The sequence below is a fragment of the Telluria sp. AIW5 genome (assembly GCF_056680575.1).
In genome coordinates, this window is the sequence record NZ_CM155289.1 from 825,208 (window position 1) to 844,579 (window position 19,372).

Below are 19,372 nucleotides of genomic sequence, written 5' to 3' on the forward strand. Positions count from 1 at the left end.
CTGCCTGCGCAGCGGCGGCTTGCCTTCATAAGCTGAACCTTCGGTCCTGTCGATCTTACGATTTCTCTCAAGCGCCAATGCTTTCTTGGATGTCGTACGTGGCACGGTTGGCGCCGCATAGAAAGAGCGTAATCCTTCTATATACCGACGTTAAACACGCTGCCTATTGCAACGGTAGCGCCCATCGCCAACGCGCTCCAGCACGTCACCCGTATCGCGGCCGGAAGCGCAGGGGCTCCCCCCGTCTTCGCAGCCAAAGCACCGAGTCCTGCAAGCAGGACTAGCGTGGCAATGACGAGCACTGGAATCAGTCGCTCGCCAGGAATCAGTGCGGTGATCGTCAACGGCATAGCGGCGCCGACCGCGAAACTCAATGCCGAAGCCAAAGCGGCCTGTAGCGGGCGCGCCTGGGTCATTTCGGAGATTCCGAGCTCGTCGCGTGCATGCGCCCCAAGTGCGTCGTGGCCCATGAGTTTAATCGCGACCTGCCGTGCGAGATCCTTCTCCAGTCCTCGCTGAATATAGATAGCGGTCAGCTCGCGAACCTCCGATTCGGGATCGTCGGCCAACTCGCGCATTTCCTGCTTGATCGATGCCTTCTCGGTGTCGGCCTGAGATGCCACCGAGACGTACTCGCCGGTGGCCATCGACATGCTTCCAGCGACCAGCCCAGCGAACCCGGTCAACAGCATATTGCTATGCGACGCATGAGCCGCAGCAATGCCAACAAGCAAGCTGGACGTCGAAATGATGCCGTCATTCGCCCCAAGTACGGCGGCACGAAGCCATCCCAAGCGTTCGATGCGGTGATTCTCGTCATGCCTCATGCCTGTCTCGCCGAATATGAAAAATTAATTTTATGATAATTACTGCAACAGCACTACAGATTTCCATTCGTGAGGAAGATAGCTGCCATACGCTGTGTTGGCGGATGCGCTGACCTCTGAGAAGTGAGCATCCAGGCTAGAAACTGAACGGGTCAGCCGAGCTCCCAGTATCCTCCAGATCCGTGACTGGCCTCCCGGTTCAATCGGAAACGTTGCCCACATGTTCGGCATTCAAAACCGATCGGCGCTACGGCTTGCCACGCTGCACCATAGGCCAGATCCTGAAGTGTTGGAGTGTCGATCTGCCCTTTCGATGCTATTTCGCGCAGTGTCCCGTCTTGAAGGTTTTGAAACGCCATTCTGATGGCTTTTCTTAAATCACTCGGGGAATCGATCCGAAAGCGAACACAAAGCTCGCTACAATTTTGGCATGACATGTTTTGACAATCCTTTGGATGCCTATCAATGAGATTCATATCCGCCTTTTGGCCGTTTGCCGACCTGTCGTGAACGGCTGAGACTAAACCGTATCACCCTGACGCTACCTTGAGCACCAGGCTTTCCAGAAGTCTGATCTGCTCTCGTTGAATCTCCAGCAAACTGGCCCACTGGCCCTCTCTCAACAGATCGATCTTTTCGTGCAACAGCATTATTTCGAGCTCGGCTTTCAGGTTCACTTCATAGTCATGCTCTGCGACGAGCCTGTCTTTTTGCGCCTGCCTGTTCTGCGACATTAAGATGATCGGCGCTTGAATTGCCGCGAGCATCGACAGCACAAGATTCAGCAGGATATAGGGATAGCTGTCGAACACGGCGCCATAGCGAGCGAGGAAAAATGAATTCAATCCCACCCAGGAGACCAGGGCTGCCGCAAACAGCCCGATGAATTTCCATGATCCGCCAAAGATCGCTACTGTATCGGCCGCTCGTTGTCCGAACGTGGAGCTTGCAGCCGCTTCCTTCGATACGTCCCTCGCTATATATTTCCGCTCCGCGACGTGACGCGCGACACGCTTCGTTTTTTCATCAAGTTCATCGTAGGACGCACCCAGGAGTGCGAGAGCAATGTCGTTTGACTTCGGCTGCATGTTCGCTCCTCTTTAGGAGGTCAAGGACCGTATTGATACTGTAACGTCGAAACGCACCGGCGGGGCTCTGTCGATGATGTTTGGTCGAACTTCACGCGGAGCGGGCCCTGCCACGCATTGGTCGCCTTGACACCTGCCAAGCCCTGAGTAAAGTCAGGCAGAGCAAGCCACGAGGATAACAAAGGACTTAATCATGGGTGCAACAAGGTCGTCGCGCACGCGATGTTTTCAGGCGAGCCGTGATGACCGATTGCTGCAAGCGTCCCAATGGCTAAAGTCACATCCCTGGCAGGGCGCGATGATAGAGCCGATGCTAATTCGGGCTTGCTCCCTCTCTCTTCCACGGAATAAGGACGAGCGCCTTAAGTCTGTCGGGTTAACAGGTTGAGATCGAACTATCGCGGACAATTACGTACTAATGCGCCACCAAAACAGGGATCGTCATCGACTGAAGGATCGATGCTGTAACGCCACCCAGCAAGGATTCGCGCAACGGTGATCGTCCATAGCCGCCCATGACCAGCAAGTTTGCATCGGCATCGCTTACCGCGGACAGCAAGGCATCCGCGATGTCGAGCAGGCCCGAGCCGTGACGAACTGCTGCGGCAACCCCCTGGCGCCGCAGATAATGCGTCATCCCGCTGCAGGAAGTGCTCTCCTGGTCGGGCACTGATCGACCATCGTTGACGTGCATGACGCTGACACTGCGTGCCATCCGCATCATGGGCAGAGCGCCAATGACTGCGCGGGTTGCCTCCATGCTGCCATCCCAGGCCAGCAGAACGTTACCGGTCAGGTCCGCCCTGCCCACAGTGGGAGGGACGACCAGTAACGGTCGGCCGGATTCGCGCAGCAGGTATCCGGGCAGCTCGCTTGCACTTCCACGGGTTGGCATTGATTCTTCAGGCTGGCTAACCACGACCAGATCGGCATAACGGGCGTGTAGCGCCAGGCCGCAGGCGTCATCGTCGATCATGCGTTCCTCCGCCAGCGATACACCCTCTTGAAGCGCAATCCGCGCGAACCGATCCAGGGCCTCGGCTGCCTTAGCTCGCATGGCTGCACAAAAATCGGCCAACTGCGTACCGTCCAGGACGGTGACATCGGGCGGAATGAAGCGGGAAATCCCGGTCGGTGCGCAACCGATAAGGTGGGCGTCGAAGGTCCGGGCAAGCCGGGCGGAGAGGCGGATACGCTCTTCTGAGGCAGTGCCAAGATCGGCATGCACAAGGATGGTCTTGTAAGCCATTGCCTGCTCCAATGTGGTCGATCCTAACGAGGGTAGTCGGGCGGCTGTAGCGTGTCTACTACGAATACGCCAATATCATTTCTCAGTTCATTCAATTTGATTTCAGTCAAATAATTGGTCGTGTCCTTGTTTAGTCTTAGCGGATATCAACAATTCGAATGGCAGACCGATGAGTGTTCGTCATCTGGACCGTTTTTTTAATGCTCATTCTGTTGCCGTGGTGGGCGCCTCGGCGCGCGCCGGCAGCGTCGGAGCGACCGTGCTGTCGAACCTGATGACGGGAGGCTTCCAGGGACCTGTCTGGCCAGTCAATCCACAATACCGACAGCTGGAAGGCTTGGCTACTTTTCCTGACATCGACGCGCTGCCCGGCTGCCCGGGCTTGGCCGTTATCTGCACGCCGGCTGCCACGGTGCCCGGCATCATTTCCGCTCCTGCGGATTCGATGTCGCACCGGCTTCGGACGGCACCGTTGAGATGACGCTCGACCTGCAGGCAATGGGGAGCACATGATGGCCAGCCGCATCCTCATCGTGCAGGGCCATCCGGACGGAGCGCACCAGCACCTCTGCCATGCGCTTGCGGCGGCCTATGAAGCGGGCGCCGCCGCCGCCGGCCATACGGTCGAGATGATCGAGCCAGCGCGCTTGCGCCTGCCGCTGCTGGGAAGCCAGGAAGAGTGGCAGCGCGAAGCTCCACCAGCTGTGATTGCGGCGCAGGAAGCAATCCGCCGGGCGCAGCACCTGGTCTTTTTCTACCCGCTATGGCTGGGCGACATGCCGGCCATGCTGAAGGGTTTCCTGGAGCAGGTAGCGCGGCCGGGTTTCGCGATCGACCCGAAGCCACGTAACCCGTTGCGGCCAGGGCTGCTGGGCGGGCGCAGTGCGCGCCTGGTCGTCACCATGGGGATGCCGGCACTGGCGTACCGGTGGCTGTACGGTGCCCACAGCATCAGGCTCATGCGCCGCAACATCCTCGGTTTCGCCGGCATCGCGCCGGTGTACAGCACAGTGGTGGGCGGCGCGGGCGAGCTTGGTGCTGCAGGCGTCGAGCGCTGGTGTACACGGCTGCACCGGATGGGCGTGGCCGCACGCTGATGCGGTCGGCGTCGCTCACATGGCCAGTACGTAGCTGCCTGGGGCCGGAGCGAGCCCGACCACGGGCGGGGGCGGTAAGGCCATCGGCCCCGCGTGCTCAGCCAGCCATGCTTCCCATGCAGGCCACCAGCTACCTTCGCGTTCCTCGACCTTGCGCTCCCAGCTGTCCGGATCGACGTAAGGCGCATCGTGCGCATGGGTTGCGACCTGGTAGCTGCGCCGCGGGGTCCCTGGCGGCGACACGACACCGGCGTTGTGCCCGCCCGAGGTCAACAGGAACGTCACCTCGGTGTCGGTCAAGGGCGCGATCTTGTACACCGAGCGCCAAGGCGCTACATGGTCGGTGCGTGTACCGACCGCGAATATCGGAACGCGGATGTCTGCAAGCGAGACGGGGCGGCCATCGACCAGGTAGCGCCCGCTCGCCAGTGCGTTTCTTAAAAAGAGCTTGCGCAGGTATTCCGAATGCATGCGGTAGGGCATGCGCGTGGCGTCCGTGTTCCACGAGGCTAGGTCATTGTCCTTGTCCGGGATGTCGAGCAGGTAGTGGCGCAGCCGTCGGGACCAGACCAGGTCGTTCGAGCGCAGAAGCTGGAAGGCACCCGCCATTTGGCGCGAGTCGAGGTAACCCTGCTGCCACATGGCCGCCTCCAGAAACCTGACCTCGCTATCGTCGATGAACAGGGACAGTTCGCCCGGCTCGGTAAAGTCGACCTGGGCCGCCAGCAAGCTGACGCTGGCCAGACGGGCGTCGCCGTCACGCGCCATGGCGGCGGCGGCAATCGCGAGCAGTGTCCCGCCCAGGCAATAGCCGCATGCGTTGACCCGGGGGGCACCGGTCTGCTCGGCGATAGCATCGATCGCGGCCATCACGCCAAGGCGGCGATAATCTTCCAGCGCCAGGTCACGATCCTCTGCCCCCGGGTTCTTCCAGGAGATCATGTAGACGGTATGCCCGCGCTCGACGAGGTAGCGCACAAGGGAATTCTGTGGCGAAAGATCAAGGATGTAGTATTTCATTATCCAGGCCGGCACAAACAGCAACGGCACTTCATGCACCGATGGGGTAGTTGGATCGTAGCGCAGCAGCTCGATCAGCCGGTTCGACAGCACGACCCTGCCTGGCGTGACCGCGACGTCGGTGCCAGGGACATAGGCGAGCGGCGGTCTGGTTTTTGCCAGCGTATTGCGCGTGTCGACGGCGGCGCGCAAGATCCCGTGCAGGAGGTTGCGCCCGCCGCTCGTCGCCGTAACCTGTTGCGCCGCGGGATTGGTCGCGACGAAATTCGACGGCGCGACCGCATCGAGCAGCTGGCGCGCCACGAAGGTGACGACATCGGTGTGATGTGGCGCGACGCCGGGCACTGCGCAAGTTGCGCGATGCCACCATTGCTGGGTCAGCAGGAAGCCCTGGCTGACGACGTTCCAGGGCCACGCATTCCAGGCCGGATCGGCGAAGCGCTTGTCCTGCGCCAGCGGCTGCAGGGGCTCGACGGCCTGCCTCCCGGCAGCCGCCGCGCCGTATTCAAGCCAGTGCTGGATGCTGGACTGCGCCAACAGGGCAAGTTCCATCTGTTTGTCCGGCGAAAGGGCAAGGTGGCTGGCCCAGTCCTGCCAGGCTAGCGCCAGCGCCGCCGGCGACACGTGTGCGGTAAATTGCCCGAGCCAGGCGTTCAGGGCCAGGTCGGCCGAGCGCTGCGCCGTGTCCCATTCGGGCCCGGCCGCGTGGCGCCCGCCTTGCCAGGTACTGCCTTCACGCCGCAATTCGCTCGCCGGGATATCCCTGAGAGGGGCGTCCATGGCTCAGTGCGCAATGAGCAGCGGTACGCGGGCGCGCTCCAGCAGCTCTCGCGTGACACCCCCGAGCGCCCATTCGCGGTACCGGCTGTGGCCGTAGGCGCCAGTGACCATGAGTCCGGCGCCAGAATCGCGTGCCAGTGCCATCAATGCTTCGCCCTCGGTCGAGGTAGTACGTTCACGAATTACCTCGACGTGCACCCCGTGGCGAGCAAGGTATAGGGCCATGTCGGCGCCGGGCTGCTCGCCGTGCAGCCCGGAACGCTCATCGGGGTTGATGAGGACGAGCTGGACGCTCTCGGCGCGCTGTAGCAGCGGCAATGCGGCGGTAATGGCGCGGATCGCCGGCATGCCGCCGTCCCAGCCGACTACCACGCTACCCGGGATCGCGGCCTTGTTGTAGTCGTGCGGAATGACGAGTACCGGACGGACGCCGTGCAGCGCGACGTATTGCGGGAGATGGGCCACGTGTCCCGGCAGACCAGGCGCGGCCGCGGTGGGGTTGTCCTGGCTGAGCACGACGAGGTCGGTGTAGCGTGATTCCAGAAGCAATGCGTATCTGGCGTCGTCGTCTATTGCGTGCGTTTCGAACGATTCGACTCCGAGGCGCCCGGCATCGCGCCTGAACACGGCGAGACGCGCCTCGGCGGCATCCCGCAGGCCCTGGAAATCCGACTCCGGCATGGGCATCGGGGCGCCCATGGAACCCGTCAGCGTTGCGTAGTCGAGCCAGCTGATGCCGGTCGCGGCCGTACCGACCAGGTGGGCGCGATGGTCATTTGCGAGCAGGGCGGCAGCGCGCAGGCGGCTGTCCTGCCCTTCACGGCCATCGATGTAAACCGTAATCGTCTTATACATAATTTTCTTTCGGGAAAGTATGAACGGTCAGCCTGCCGTGAACATTTTGCATACCGGCTGATGGAAAGAACGGCATCGGACAACTGTAGGGCCTCTTGGCGCAGAACTGAGCATCGGATTTGATAGAAATCAAATACACCAGCAATTTGGAAAACGGCTGAGATGTTCGCCTCACTCCGCCTGCAGGGCCTTGAGCAAGGGCGGGTCGCGGCGGTAGATGTCCTCGGCGAACAAGGCGCGACCGTGGCGGTCCGTGATTGCGGTGGCATAGAACAACACAACCGGGACCGGCTCGGCGAGCGTCACTGTGCGGGTCGGGCCAGGACGCATTGCCGCGGCTACGCGATCGTCGTTCCACTTCACGGAGTCGGCCAGCACGAACTGCGCGAGCTCGGCCGGACGTTCAACGCGAATGCAACCGTGGCTCAGGTCGCGCCGGGCACGGTTGAAGAGCTCCTGTGACGACGTCGAATATGATGCGGTATAGATGGGGTCGCTTTCGAAGGGAGCCTCGGCGTTGAGGTCTCCCAGCAGTCGCAGGCGCTCGCGGAGCAGCTCCGCACCCGCATATGGGGTGCCGGGAAACGATCCCGGTCGGCCCGACAGCAGGCAGGGCCGGCCACTGCGGGGCTAGCCGGGCCAGTGCGCGGTACTGCGCCAGCGTGTCCTTGCCCCCCGATACAGCAGGATTGCAGGCGCGGCCGCGTCGAGGCGCAGAGAGTGCGGACCCGGTCTTGTCCCTTCTTGATCCGAATCAAACAAAAATCTGATCGCCGCCTACAGACTGATTTCAATCAGTTGAAGCATCCAGACCGGCGCGAAGGCCATGTTCCACAAAATACTTGTACCCACCGACGGATCAGCCCTGTCCGAGCACGCGGCGGCGGCGGCAGTGGCGCTTGCCCGCGGCAGTGGCGCTGAGATCGTCGCGCTGTCGGTTGCGCAGCAGCGGGATCCCTCGCACGCGCAGTTCGACGACGGCACGTCGACGGTGCAACGCGAGCGCGCCCTGAACGCGGCAGCGCAACGTGCCGGCCGGGTAACCCGGCTAGCCCAGGAAGCCGGCGTGCCACATAGCCTTGTCACTGCCATGGCTTCGTCGCAGCACGACGAAATTATCCGCGTGGCGCTCGAACTGCATTGCGACCTGATCTTCCTAGCCGCACACGGGCAGTGTGGGGTGACGAGGCTGATCGCGGGACGGATACCGCAGCTGGTGCTCGCCTATTCGCCCGTGCCCGTGATTCTGTACCGCGGCGGCGCCGAGACCGCCTAATCGTCAACGCCGGCAGCGCCGGCACACTTTGAGAGGTCTACCATGTACAAGCGAATCCTTTTGCCGACCGACGGTTCGGAGGCATCCCAGCGCGCCATCGTGGCGGGCGTCGACTTTGCCAAGAGTGTGGGAGCCGAGGTCGTCGCCATGACGGCGACGCCAGAATTCCATACGTTTACCACTGATGCCGCCATGCTGGAGCAGACCCCGGAGGATTACGCGCAAGCCAGCCGGGAACGCGGTCAGCGCATGCTCGACGAGGTGGCCACAGCCGCCCGCAATGCCGGCGTCACCTGCACCTGCATTGCGGTCGCTTCGGACAGTCCGTACGAGGCAATCATTTCTACCGCGCGCGAACATCAATGCGACCTCATCGTGATGGCATCTCATGGCCGCCGGGGAATCAAGGGCTTGCTGCTGGGCAGCGAAACGCAGAAGGTGCTCGTGCACAGCGCCATCCCGGTCATGGTGCATCGCTAGACGCCGGAATATTTTTAGGAACTCCATCATGTACAAACGCATTCTCATACCCACAGACGGTTCGTCCGTCTCCGGACTCGCGGCTGACGCTGCGATTGAACTGGCGCGGTCCTGCGGTAGCGGGATCGTGACGCTCTCCATTGTGGTCCCTGAGCCCGCTCTGCCGTACGTCGAAGGCGGCATAGTGCTCGACTCGGGCCAGCAGACCGAAGCTCTGCTGGAAAACGCCCACGGCTTCGTTGGCACTCTGGCCGAGCGCGCGCGGCGCTCGGGCATCGAATGTACACCGGTCACCCGAATTGATCCGGACCCGGCCCGGGCCATCGTCGAAGCGGCGCGCGAGTACCAATGCGACCTGATCGTCATGGGCTCGCACGGACGGCGTGGCCTGAGCAGATTACTGGCCGGTAGCGTGACACAGGCGGTACTCGCCTATGCGCCGGTTCCGGTCATGGTGCTGCGGCCGGCCCTGCCCGACGAACAGGCCGACGCGCTGGCGCGGCCCTGTCCCGCCAGTGCGCGCTTGACGTAGCAGCCATGTACCCGGACAAGCGCTGGCCGGAAGCGTGGACGGCCCAGCCGTGCGGTGCAGGTACGACAGGCGGCGAAAGCGCTGCCGGAGCGAATCGTCGCTTGAGCCGCCTGCGCGCCGCTTTCGTTCGCACGTCCAGCGCGCTCGACCCTGAGGATGAACGCGAGTTCAGCCTCGCGCTCGACCGCAGCCTCTCTGGCATGTTGCCCGCACTCGGCCCGGTGTTTGGTCTCGCCGTGGTCCTGTTTGCGGCATGGGACTATTGGATCGCCCCGGAATCGGCCTGGACGACGGCGATGCTGCGCCTGTCCCTGGTACTCGTTGGAGCCCTTGGCTATGTAGAATGGAGCGCCCGGATACCGATTGCCTGGCGCTGCGGTTTGGTGTACGTGACGCACACGGGGGCGATGATCCTGAGCTCCGCGCTGCTGCCACACGGACTGGTGCTGGCCTTGCCTGCAATCACCGGCGCGATGTTTCCGCTTGCTTTGGTCGAGCCACGCCTGCACCGCCTGTTCCTGGTCGTGCTGTTGCCGTCGCTGCTATTCGTTGGGCTCGGTGCCGCAGTACTGCCGCAGCAGGTGTTTGCCGCCAGCACGCTGGTCTACCTGGTGACATTGGCCTTGGCAGGGGCGGTCGCGCTGGTGCAAGGACGCTGGCGGCGCGCCGCCTTCCTTGCCGAACGGGCGCTGGCCCATGCGGCCCACTACGATAGCCTCAGCGGGGTGCTGGCGCGCGGCTACCTCGTCGAGCTGGCTAACCATGACGTTGCGCTGGCAAGGCGCTACGGCCGCCCGCTGGCGATCGGCATGATCGATATCGATCACTTCAAGCGCGTCAACGATACCTTCGGCCATGCTGCCGGCGATACGGTGTTGTGCGCCGTGAGCCGGGTTTGTGCAGCACAGCTGAGGACCAGTGACTATGTTGGACGGATAGGGGCGAAGAATTCGTCTGCGTCATGCCGGAGACAACGGAGGAAGATGCGCTTGCCTGCGCCGAGCGCATGCGTCTGGCCGTCGCCGACATCCGGCTCGAAACGCCGGCTGGGACGGTCAGCTGCACGATCAGTATCGGCATCGCGGCGCTGCATCAGGGACATGCAGAATTCAGTGCCTTGCTTGCTGCAGCGGACGCCGCGATGTACCAGGCGAAATCAAACGGCCGCAATCGTATCGAACTTGCGCCGTCTCATCCTTTTTCCTGACTACTGCCTGCTTCCGGCGGAGCGGACGTCAGGAGCGCTTCCAGCCGTTCAAAATTGAGTAATTCAATCTCGCGCTTATCGAGGGCGATCCATCCCTCGTTGCGGAAACGCCCCAGTAGGCGGCTGATACTTTCGATCGTCAGTCCAAGGTAGTTGCCGATGTCGGCGCGCGACATGCGCAGGCGGAATCGTCGCCCGGAATAGCCTCGCTCGACATATCGCGAGGACAGGTCCAGCAGCAGGCTGGCAAGGCGCTCCGACCCATTCATGTTCGCGTACAGCAGTACCGCCTGTTCGCGTACGATCTCGTGGCTCAGGGCGGAATGGAAACGCTGCATCAAAGGCGCAGAATCATGCATTGCTTCCTGAAGCCTGCCATAAGGAATTTCACACACTTCGCAGTCGTCGAGTGCGCACATCGTAGAGGCATGTCGTCCGGCGTAGATCGCATCGAGCCCCATCAGATCGCCGCTCATGTAGAAAGCGGTGACATGCGGCTGGCCCCGGTGATCGGGCCGCGACGATTTCAGATGGCCGAAGCGGACCGCATACACCATCGCAAAAGACTGGTCCCTGCGGAACAGGACTTCGTCGGGCGCCAGGCGCCGCCGATACCCGACTAGCCCGTCTAACCCGATAACATCACGTACGTCGACATCGGATGGCAGGCACAGGTTGCGGGCAGCGCAGCCTGAACAGCTCGCCAGCGGCCTGGCCTGCGCAAGCATCGCGGCATGGAGCGTCAGATCGTTCATACGTCCCCCTGGACCATGAGCGGCCAATGGTCAGTATCCGGCAAAGTGGCGGATCAGGCAAGACCGGCTCAAGCCGACAATGGCATCGACGACATAGGAGCAGCTCTGCAGGATGGCGACTGCCTGAGATGTTCTTTTGCCGATTTTTGATTCAAATCAAATGCCCGCCGTGACATCCAGCTTGCGACCCGCTTACAGTCAAACAAGCCCGCATGACGCTGGGACTACCTGGGAGCGCCGATGGACAAGAGGTATTTGGTGACGGGCAACGCTGGGCGGCGTCGCTGCTTCGCTTCAATCGCGCGCGACGGCCGGCCAGGGGGCACATGAGGCCGGGCGCTCCGGGAATCGGTCCGCACGGACTGGACAGCGATGAGGCCGCGCGACGCCTCGCGCGGGACGGCCCCAATTGCCTGCCGGACGCCGGCGGGCGGCGCTGGCTGCAGATCGCCGCAGGCGCCGCGCGCGAGCCGATGTATCTCTTGCTGGCTGGCGCGGCCATGCTGTACCTGCTGCTGGGCGAAGCGCGCGAGGGCGCGTTCCTGCTCGGCATGGTTGTCCTGATGCTCTTTATGACCCTGTTCCAGGAAGGACGTACCGAACGCGCGTTGCAGGCACTGCGCGACCTGAGTTCGCCGACCGCGCTGGTGCGGCGCGATGGCCAGGCGCAGCGTCTCCCAGCGAGGGAGCTGGTCGAGGGGGACCTGGTTGAAGTGGGCGAGGGCGACCGCGTGCCCGCCGATGCGCTGCTCCTGGCGGCGGTCGGCCTGATGGTCGATGAATCCCTGCTGACAGGGGAGTCGGTCCCCGTCAGCAAGCTGGCCGCGCCCCAAGGCAGCGCTCCGGCGCCCCCGGGCGGCGCTGACCTTCCCTGGGTCTATTCCGGCACTCTCGTGGTGCAGGGGCATGGGCTGGCGCGGGTCGGTGCCACGGGCTCACGCAGCGAGATCGGGCGCATTGGTATGGCGCTCGGCCGGATCGCGGCACCGCCCGGAAACCTGCAGCGTGAAACCGCGCGGCTGGCGCGCCGTTTGGCGCTACTGGGTGGTGCAGTCAGCGCCCTGCTGGTAGGTCTGCTCCTCATGCGTGGCAGCGACCCGGTGCCGGCGCTGCTTGCCGGCATCGCCCTGTCCATGTCGATGCTTCCAGAAGAATTCCCGGTCATCCTCACTGTCTTTCCCGCCATCGGCGCGTGGCGCCTGGCGCGCAGCCAAGTGCTGACACGCCACCTTGCAGCGATCGAAATCCTGGGATCGACCTCGGTGCTGTGCGTCGACAAAACCGGTACCCTGACCGAAAATCGTATGGCCGTCGCCCGGATCTGGCAGGCGGGCGTCGGTCACGATCCAGGGCTTGGCGCCCCGATGCCGGCGGCGCACCGCGAAGTGCTCTTCCATGCACTGCGGGCCAGCCGCGAGCTCGGTAGCGATCCTATGGAGGCTGCATTCTGGCGCCTGGCTACCGATGCATTGCCTGACGCTGGCGCCGTCCCGGGCGGCTGGTCGCTGGTGCATGAATACGGCCTTACTCCCCAGCGACCAGCCCTGATCCATGTGTGGGATTGTGGCGACAACAGGGTCCTGGTAGCGGCCAAGGGGGCGCCTGAAACGGTCATCGCTTTGAGCGGCGCCGACGCCGCCCTGCGCCAGGAAGCGCTGGCGGCCGCGGCGCAAATGGCCGGGGCGGGGCTGCGGGTGTTGGCAGTGGCGCGTGCGCGTGCCGCGACGGGCACCTGGCCGGACGATCCCGCCGCTTTCGAATTCGAACTGCTCGGCCTGGCGGCGCTGGCCGATCCCTTGCGTGCAGACATCCCTGCCGCCGTGGCGTCGTGCAGGGAAGCCGGCCTGCGCATCGTGATGATCACCGGCGACCATCCAGCAACCGCCCGCGCGATCGCCCGCCAGGCCGGTATCGGCAGCGGGGGGACGCTCACGGGCATCCAGATCGCGGCACTCGACGGCGACATGCTAGCGCGCCGCCTCGAGGGCATCGACGTCTGCGCGCGCATTGCGCCACAGCAGAAGCTCGACATCGTGCAGGCATTGCAGCGTGGGGGCGCCATTGTGGCCATGACGGGGGACGGGGTCAACGACGCCCCGGCCCTGCGCGCCGCCAATGTCGGTGTTGCGATGGGACGGCGCGGTACCGATGTCGCGCGCGAGGCGGCCGACCTGACCCTGCTCGACGACCGCTTCGCTTCACTGGTCGAGGCGATTGCGTCCGGCCGCCGGATCTTCGGCAACATGCGCAAGTCGATGTGCTATGTGATGGCGATGCACGTGCCCATCGCCGGCATGGCGCTGCTGCCGGTGCTGCTGGGCTGGCCGGTCATGCTGTACCCGCTCCACATTGTGTTTTTAGAGCTGGTCATCGATCCTGCCTGTTCGCTGGCCTTCGAGAATGAGCCGCCCGAGAAAGACCTGATGCGTCGTCCGCCGCGCGCGCCGGGCGAGGCGTTGTTCGGCCGCGCAGCAGTCACCGCTGCGCTGCTGCAGGGCACATGGGTGTTGGCCATCCTGATCGCACTGTATGGCTGGGCGCTGGCGCAGCTTCCCCAGCCAGAAGCGCGCACCATTGTTTTCGCGGCGCTGGTGCTGTGCAACCTCGCGCTGCTGATGTCAAACCGTCAGCGCGGCGGTGTTGGCGGCACGCTAAGGATCGCGAATCCGGTGTTTTGGGCGATCACCGGGGGGGCACTGTTGCTACTGTCCCTGGCCATCTATCTGCCGGCAGCGTCCGCCATGCTGCGCATGGCCCCACCGCCGCCCGGATCGCTGGCTGCGGCCGGCCTCGCAGCTGCGGTCGCGCTGGCCGGTCTCGAACTACGCAAATGGCTGGAGGCGCGTCCGCGCTCAGTGCTCCTGCGTGGGCGCCGGCAGCCGCCATAGCGAACAGGCTGGACACCTTCGCAGGCAAACGGGGCACGCGCAATTTGTGTTTTTGATTTGTGTCAAACAGCGTGCAAGGCGAAAGGCACAGACTGCGGGCTTCTGCACCAATGCCACAAAGACTCTCCATGACTTCCGCCTTGATAATGATCAGACGCCCGCACAGCATCGTGCGGGCAATGACGCTCGCCCGCAACCGGTTGCTCGCCCGCGTACGTGACACGGCGTACGAACCCGACGATCACTTTCCCGGCGCCTTCATGGACCTGGTTGACGCTGTCGAATGTGCTTTCCGCAATGAGGAAACTTTGATGGAGTCGGCCGGGCACCCCGCATTGCGAAACCAGCGTCAGGACAATGCGTCGCTCCTCAGTGCCTTGCACCATGCGGCCTCTCAAGTCGAGGCGGGGAAGCTGACGGTCGGGCGGGAGGTCATGACGGCATTGCCCGACCTGTTGTCGCTGCACCGGTTCTGCGCGCTGCACATGCTGGCATACCCCATGACTGGTACGCATGCGGGCTTTGGCATCCGCAACACATGCGTGCCCGGCCGCGCGGGCGCCCGCCGAGCCCGCGAGGGCACGCGATGAGCTACCGGACCGTGCTGGTTCACGCCGACCTGTCGCGGCATGCGGCGGGGCGCATCCGCCTTGCCGCGCAGCTAGCTAAAACGCATGATGCGCACCTGATCGGGGTCGCCGCTACCGGCGTGTCGCGCGATATATTTCCGCACGGTTACGAAGCCGCTTCTGGCAGCTTTGAGGCCAGCTACTTCGATCCGCTCCATGGCAACGCAACGCGGTCGCTCGCGCATTTCAACGACATCGCCAAGGCCGCAGACATCTCGCACGAGGCACGGCTCGTCTGGGACCTTGCCAGCGATGCGCTGGCAAGGCAGGGGCGGTTCAGCGACCTGATAGTGGTCAACCAGGACGATCTTGATGAAGCGCTGGCCGAGACGATCGGGCGCATACCCGAATATGTCGCGTTCACCAGCGCCTGCCCGGTGCTGGTAGTGCCATGCGCCCCCGTGACGCAGCAGCCAGGCCAGCATGTGCTCGTGGCCTGGAACGGCAGCAAGGAAGCCTCGGCGGCAATGCACGCGGCGATTCCATTACTGCAGCGTGCCGCGCGCGTGAGCGTTGTCTCATTCCACTCACGGGACGATACCGACATGAAGGACCCGCACTATCAGGCCGACCTCGCCACCTTCCTGGCCCGGCATGACGTCAGCGCCGAGATCCTGGCACTGGATCGGGACATCGATGGCGGGCATGCCTTACTCGTGATGGCAGGGCAGGAGTCCTACGATCTCATTGTGATGGGCTGTTACGGCCATTCTCAATTCCGTGAACTGTTCCTGGGCGGCGTCACCAGGACCGTATTGAGCGGCGCCACGGTCCCCGTGCTCATGGCTCGCTAACGGCGCGAGCAGTGCCGGCCGCAAACTTTAGGGGGCAATATGCGGATGATGAATGCAGCAGTGTTTACCGGTCCGGGGCGCATCGCGCTCGACCGCAAGCCGGTACCGTTGGCCGGTCCCGGCGAAGCGGTGGTCAAGGTCACAATGACGACAATCTGCGGAACCGATGTCCATATCCTCAAGGGAGAGTATCCGGTCGTACCTGGACTGACCATCGGGCACGAACCGGTCGGCGTTATCGCCGAGCTTGGCGAGGGTGTATTGGGGTATAACATTGGCCAGCGCGTAGTCGTCGGCGCGATTACTCCGTGTGGCCAATGCTATACCTGTCTCGAGGCCCACCAGTCCCAGTGCGGCGGTCATGCCATGGGAGGCTGGCGCTTCGGCAATACGATCGATGGCTGCCAAGCCGAATACGTGAGGGTGCCCTTCGCTATGGCGAACCTGGCGCCGATCCCAGACGGCCTGAGCGACGAACAGGTACTGATGTGTCCCGATATCATGAGTACCGGCTTTGGCGGCGCCGAGAATGGCGCCATCCGTATCGGCGACACCGTGGCTATTTTCGCTCAGGGACCGATCGGCCTGTGCGCCACAGCCGGAGCGCGACTGCGCGGCGCCAGCCAGATCATTGCGGTCGACACAGTGCCGGAACGTCTCGAGATGGCGAAGCGGCTCGGCGCCGACCATGTCATTGACTTCCGTTCGACCGACCCGGTACAGGCCATCCTCGAACTGACCGGAGGACAGGGCGCCGACGTCGCGATTGAAGCGCTGGGTACGCAGCAGACATTCGAAAGTTGCCTGCGTGTTCTACGTCCGGGTGGGACGCTGTCCAGCCTAGGGGTCTACTCGGGCAAGCTCACCCTACCATTGGATGCTTTCGCCGCCGGCTTGGGAGATCACACGGTCATCACGACCTTGTGCCCGGGAGGCAAGCACCGCATGCGTCGTTTGATGAATATCGTAGCGTCGGGACGAGTGGACCTGCGGCCCCTCATCACGCATCGCTTTCCACTCGAACGCATCGAGGAGGCCTATTCCTTATTCGCCAACCAGCAAGATGGCGTCTTAAAAGTCGCGATCGTTCCCTAAGCGCTGTTCCTGCCTCCATGGACTCACCACGCCCTATCGAGCTGCAGGTACTTCAACGAATTCGGGTTGCGAGGCGTCGCGTGGATCACGCAACAGCAGGACCGGAATCGCGGAATTAGCGAGAACATGTTGGGCTACGCTTCCGGCAAAGAGCAATGCGCAGCACGGTATCAATGTGCGCGAGCGCGGCCTTGCGTGCACGCAGCAGTTCGGCATCCGCATCAGGCATGGCCGCAGCGCTGTCGCGCATCGAAAAGTGTGGTTGAGCCACGGATACCGCAACAACGCGACCGGCTCCTGTGTGCGCGAGCAGAACGCCCACTTGCGCGGCGCGCACTGCCAGGTCGGAACCGTCCGTGGCAATACAGGTTCTCTCAATGAACATAATAGTGACCTTGACATGAACAATGATCAGCTTCACGAGATTGCATGCAGAGCGGTTTGATCGAGATAAAAAAAGTGAGAGGTAGCACCTGAGCATGGCAGCGTGAGCTTTTACCAGTTAGAACATCGATAAGAATTTATCCGAAGTATGGGGCGGCCATGTGTAGGTCCTTCCTAGTGGTCACAAGACCACGATGCGTAGGTAAAAAACTGCACGAGTCAGCCCAATGTGCGAGCTCACGCTGAGGCAGGAACCGAGAAACCGTCCGGCATATTGGTTCGATGTAAAAAAGCCCGGACATCGCTGTCCGGGCTTTTTTCGTCGACTTCCAATAGATTAGCTCTGCCGGCTTCGCAGTTGGACGGCCTGGAATCCATGCAAACTGTTGCAACAGTGAAACTTGTTTGGACTCCGACTGCTGATATGCATTCTGCCCAAGGAAGAATTATCCTCTTTACGGTTTTTTAGTCAGTTTAGAGGCGCCATAAGGGAACTATTGTCCATTTTGTTTGTCACTTAAGGCATTTATTGTGCCGCCGGCCGAACTTACTCCACCGTCACCGACTTCGCCAGGTTGCGCGGCTTGTCGACATCGGTACCACGTGCCAGCGCCGTGTGATAGGCCAGCAGCTGCAGCGCGCACACGTGCAGGATCGGCGACAGATCGCCATAGTGTTCCGGCAAACGGATCACGTGCACGCCCTCGCCCGAGGTGATGCGCGAGTCGACGTCGGCGAACACGTACAGCTGGCCGCCGCGGGCGCGCACTTCCTGCATGTTCGACTTCAGTTTTTCCAGCAGCGCATCGTTCGGAGCGATGGTGACGACTGGCATCTCTTCGGTCACCAGCGCCAGCGGGCCGTGCTTCAGTTCGCCCGCCGGATAGGCTTCGGCGTGGATGTACGAAATTTCCTTCAGCTTTAAAGCGCCTTCCAGGGCGATCGGGTAGTGCATGCCGCGGCCCAGGAACAGGGCGTTTTCCTTGCGTGCGAATTCTTCGGCCCAGGCGATGATCTGCGGCTCGAGCGCCAGCACCGAGGCAATCGCGACCGGCAGGTGGCGCATCTGCTTCAGGTGCACGGCTTCTTCCTCATCCGTCAGGCGGCCATTCACTTGCGCCAGCGTCAGGGTCAGCAGGAACAGCGCGGCCAGCTGGGTGGTAAATGCCTTGGTCGAGGCGACGCCGACTTCGACACCGGCGCGGGTGATATAGGCCAGTTCGCATTCACGCACCATGGCGCTGGTCGAAACGTTGCAGATCGTCAGCGTGTGCGGCATGCCGAGGCTGCGTGCATGTTTCAGCGCGGCCAGGGTGTCGGCGGTCTCACCGGACTGGGTGATGGTGACGACCAGGGTTTTCGGGTGCGGCACGCTGTCCCGATAACGGTATTCGCTGGCGATCTCGACGTTGACCGGCACTTTGGCGATGCACTCGATCCAGTACTTTGCGGTCAGGCCGGCATAGTAGCTGGTGCCGCACGCCAGGATCAGCACGCGGTCGATGTCTTTGAAGATTTTATAGGCGTTATCGCCGAACAGTTCCGGCATGATGCCGGTGACGCCTTCGAGGGTGTCGCCGATGACGCGCGGCTGCTCGAAGATTTCCTTTTGCATGTAGTGGCGGTAAGGACCGAGTTCCGCCGCGCCCGTGTGGGCGTGCACGGTTTTCACTTCGCGCTCGACCGGCTTGCCGTCGACGTCGACGATCCAGTAGCGCGACAGTTGCAGGTCGACGACATCGCCTTCTTCCAGGTAGATGATCTGATTGGTCGTGCCGGCCAGCGCCATCGCGTCGGAAGCGACGAAATTCTCGCCTTCGCCGACGCCCAGGATCAGCGGCGAGCCCTGGCGGGCGGCGACGACGCGGTGCGGTTCTTCGCGCGAGAACACGGCGATCGCATAGGCGCCATGCAGGCGTTTCACGGCCTGCTGCACGGTGTCGAACAAATCGCCGTTGTACATGTGGTCGACCAGGTGGGCGATCACTTCGGTATCGGTCTGGCTCGTGAACACATAGCCCAGTTCGGTCAGTTCGCGGCGCAGTTCGTCGTGGTTTTCGATGATACCGTTGTGGACGAGGGCGATGCGCGCGTTTTCTTCGTTAGGAGAAAAATGCGGGTGCGCATTGTGCGAGGCCGGGGCGCCGTGGGTGGCCCAGCGGGTGTGGGCGATGCCGGTAAAACCTTGCAGGCCGGTGCCGGCGATTTGGGTTTCCAGGTCGGCCACGCGCGAGGTGCTGCGCGAACGGGCCAGGCGGCCTTCGACGTGCAGGGCGACGCCGCAGGAATCGTAGCCGCGGTATTCGAGGCGTTTCAGACCCTCGATCAGGATAGGGGTGATGTTACGTTGAGCAACTGCGCCGACGATACCGCACATGGACTTACCTCGTATAAAAAATTTAGCAATAAACCATAT

At 62.7% G+C, this 19,372-nt stretch carries 17 protein-coding genes and 2 pseudogenes; 11 read left to right on the forward strand and 8 right to left on the reverse strand.

Going from position 1 to position 19,372, the window contains the following annotated elements; all coding sequences use genetic code 11:
- Positions 1–137: 137 nt before the first annotated feature.
- From AC1MEM_RS03650 to AC1MEM_RS03660, 3 genes are all read right to left on the reverse strand, one after another.
- Positions 138–827, reverse strand: coding sequence for a VIT1/CCC1 transporter family protein (locus AC1MEM_RS03650; protein ID WP_499475387.1), 690 nt, complete (start codon positions 825–827; stop codon positions 138–140).
- Positions 828–1,357: 530 nt separating this feature from the next.
- Positions 1,358–1,915 (reverse strand): DUF1003 domain-containing protein, encoded by a 558-nt coding sequence (locus AC1MEM_RS03655; RefSeq protein ID WP_499475389.1) that lies wholly within the window; start codon positions 1,913–1,915, stop codon positions 1,358–1,360.
- Between the two features lie 415 nt (positions 1,916–2,330).
- Positions 2,331–3,164 carry a universal stress protein gene (locus AC1MEM_RS03660; RefSeq protein WP_499475391.1) on the reverse strand — a complete coding sequence of 278 codons (834 nt, stop codon included), beginning with the start codon at positions 3,162–3,164 and terminating at the stop codon, positions 2,331–2,333.
- Positions 3,165–3,333: 169 nt separating this feature from the next.
- Between AC1MEM_RS03660 and AC1MEM_RS03665 the strand changes: the two are divergent.
- Together AC1MEM_RS03665 and AC1MEM_RS03670 are read left to right on the forward strand one after the other, a co-directional pair.
- Positions 3,334–3,591, forward strand: a pseudogene (locus tag AC1MEM_RS03665) (CoA-binding protein); the annotation flags it as partial.
- 82 nt (positions 3,592–3,673) lie between these two features.
- On the forward strand, positions 3,674–4,261 hold the full coding sequence (locus tag AC1MEM_RS03670; RefSeq protein WP_499475393.1) for an NAD(P)H-dependent oxidoreductase: 588 nt from the start codon (positions 3,674–3,676) through the stop codon (positions 4,259–4,261).
- A gap of 15 nt (positions 4,262–4,276) precedes the next feature.
- Here AC1MEM_RS03670 and AC1MEM_RS03675 read toward each other — a convergent pair whose 3' ends face one another.
- Together AC1MEM_RS03675 and AC1MEM_RS03680 are read right to left on the reverse strand one after the other, a co-directional pair.
- The gene (locus tag AC1MEM_RS03675) at positions 4,277–6,061 is read right to left on the reverse strand and encodes a PHA/PHB synthase family protein (protein ID WP_499475395.1); all 1,785 of its coding nucleotides are present in this window, start codon (positions 6,059–6,061) and stop codon (positions 4,277–4,279) included.
- Positions 6,062–6,064: 3 nt separating this feature from the next.
- Positions 6,065–6,916, reverse strand: a complete 852-nt coding sequence (locus tag AC1MEM_RS03680; RefSeq protein WP_499475397.1) for a universal stress protein — start codon at positions 6,914–6,916, stop codon at positions 6,065–6,067.
- A gap of 162 nt (positions 6,917–7,078) precedes the next feature.
- Here AC1MEM_RS03680 and AC1MEM_RS03685 point away from each other — a divergent pair, with 162 nt between their 5' ends.
- From AC1MEM_RS03685 to AC1MEM_RS03705, 5 genes and pseudogenes are all read left to right on the forward strand, one after another.
- Positions 7,079–7,378, forward strand: coding sequence for a hypothetical protein (locus AC1MEM_RS03685; protein ID WP_499475399.1), 300 nt, complete (start codon positions 7,079–7,081; stop codon positions 7,376–7,378).
- A gap of 364 nt (positions 7,379–7,742) precedes the next feature.
- Positions 7,743–8,192 carry a universal stress protein gene (locus AC1MEM_RS03690; protein ID WP_499475401.1) on the forward strand — a complete coding sequence of 150 codons (450 nt, stop codon included), beginning with the start codon at positions 7,743–7,745 and terminating at the stop codon, positions 8,190–8,192.
- 42 nt (positions 8,193–8,234) lie between these two features.
- The gene (locus tag AC1MEM_RS03695; RefSeq protein WP_499475403.1) at positions 8,235–8,672 is read left to right on the forward strand and encodes a universal stress protein; all 438 of its coding nucleotides are present in this window, start codon (positions 8,235–8,237) and stop codon (positions 8,670–8,672) included.
- Between the two features lie 28 nt (positions 8,673–8,700).
- A complete protein-coding gene (locus AC1MEM_RS03700; protein WP_499475405.1) occupies positions 8,701–9,204 on the forward strand; it encodes a universal stress protein in 504 nt (167 codons plus the stop codon).
- Between the two features lie 296 nt (positions 9,205–9,500).
- Positions 9,501–10,411 (forward strand): annotated as a pseudogene (locus tag AC1MEM_RS03705) (GGDEF domain-containing protein).
- Here AC1MEM_RS03705 and AC1MEM_RS03710 read toward each other — a convergent pair.
- The gene (locus AC1MEM_RS03710) at positions 10,396–11,166 is read right to left on the reverse strand and encodes a helix-turn-helix domain-containing protein (protein WP_499475407.1); all 771 of its coding nucleotides are present in this window, start codon (positions 11,164–11,166) and stop codon (positions 10,396–10,398) included. The pseudogene AC1MEM_RS03705 and the gene AC1MEM_RS03710 overlap by 16 nt on opposite strands.
- A gap of 326 nt (positions 11,167–11,492) precedes the next feature.
- On the opposite strand from AC1MEM_RS03710, the gene AC1MEM_RS03715 reads away from it, so the two are divergent.
- From AC1MEM_RS03715 to AC1MEM_RS03730, 4 genes are all read left to right on the forward strand, one after another.
- Positions 11,493–14,054, forward strand: a complete 2,562-nt coding sequence (locus tag AC1MEM_RS03715; RefSeq protein WP_499475409.1) for a cation-translocating P-type ATPase — start codon at positions 11,493–11,495, stop codon at positions 14,052–14,054.
- Between the two features lie 128 nt (positions 14,055–14,182).
- Positions 14,183–14,644 (forward strand): hypothetical protein, encoded by a 462-nt coding sequence (locus AC1MEM_RS03720; RefSeq protein WP_499475411.1) that lies wholly within the window; start codon positions 14,183–14,185, stop codon positions 14,642–14,644.
- Positions 14,641–15,477, forward strand: coding sequence for a universal stress protein (locus AC1MEM_RS03725; protein ID WP_499475413.1), 837 nt, complete (start codon positions 14,641–14,643; stop codon positions 15,475–15,477). The genes AC1MEM_RS03720 and AC1MEM_RS03725 overlap by 4 nt, the downstream gene beginning before the upstream one ends.
- A gap of 39 nt (positions 15,478–15,516) precedes the next feature.
- A complete protein-coding gene (locus AC1MEM_RS03730; RefSeq protein WP_499475415.1) occupies positions 15,517–16,572 on the forward strand; it encodes an NAD(P)-dependent alcohol dehydrogenase in 1,056 nt (351 codons plus the stop codon).
- 115 nt (positions 16,573–16,687) lie between these two features.
- Here AC1MEM_RS03730 and AC1MEM_RS03735 read toward each other — a convergent pair whose 3' ends face one another.
- Both AC1MEM_RS03735 and glmS read right to left on the reverse strand, forming a co-directional pair.
- Complete coding sequence (locus AC1MEM_RS03735) at positions 16,688–16,993, reverse strand: hypothetical protein (RefSeq protein ID WP_499475417.1); 306 nt, start codon at positions 16,991–16,993, stop codon at positions 16,688–16,690.
- Between the two features lie 510 nt (positions 16,994–17,503).
- Positions 17,504–19,333: a glutamine--fructose-6-phosphate transaminase (isomerizing) gene (gene glmS / locus AC1MEM_RS03740; RefSeq protein WP_499475419.1), complete on the reverse strand. Its 1,830-nt coding sequence runs from the start codon at positions 19,331–19,333 to the stop codon at positions 17,504–17,506.
- Positions 19,334–19,372 lie beyond the last annotated feature (39 nt).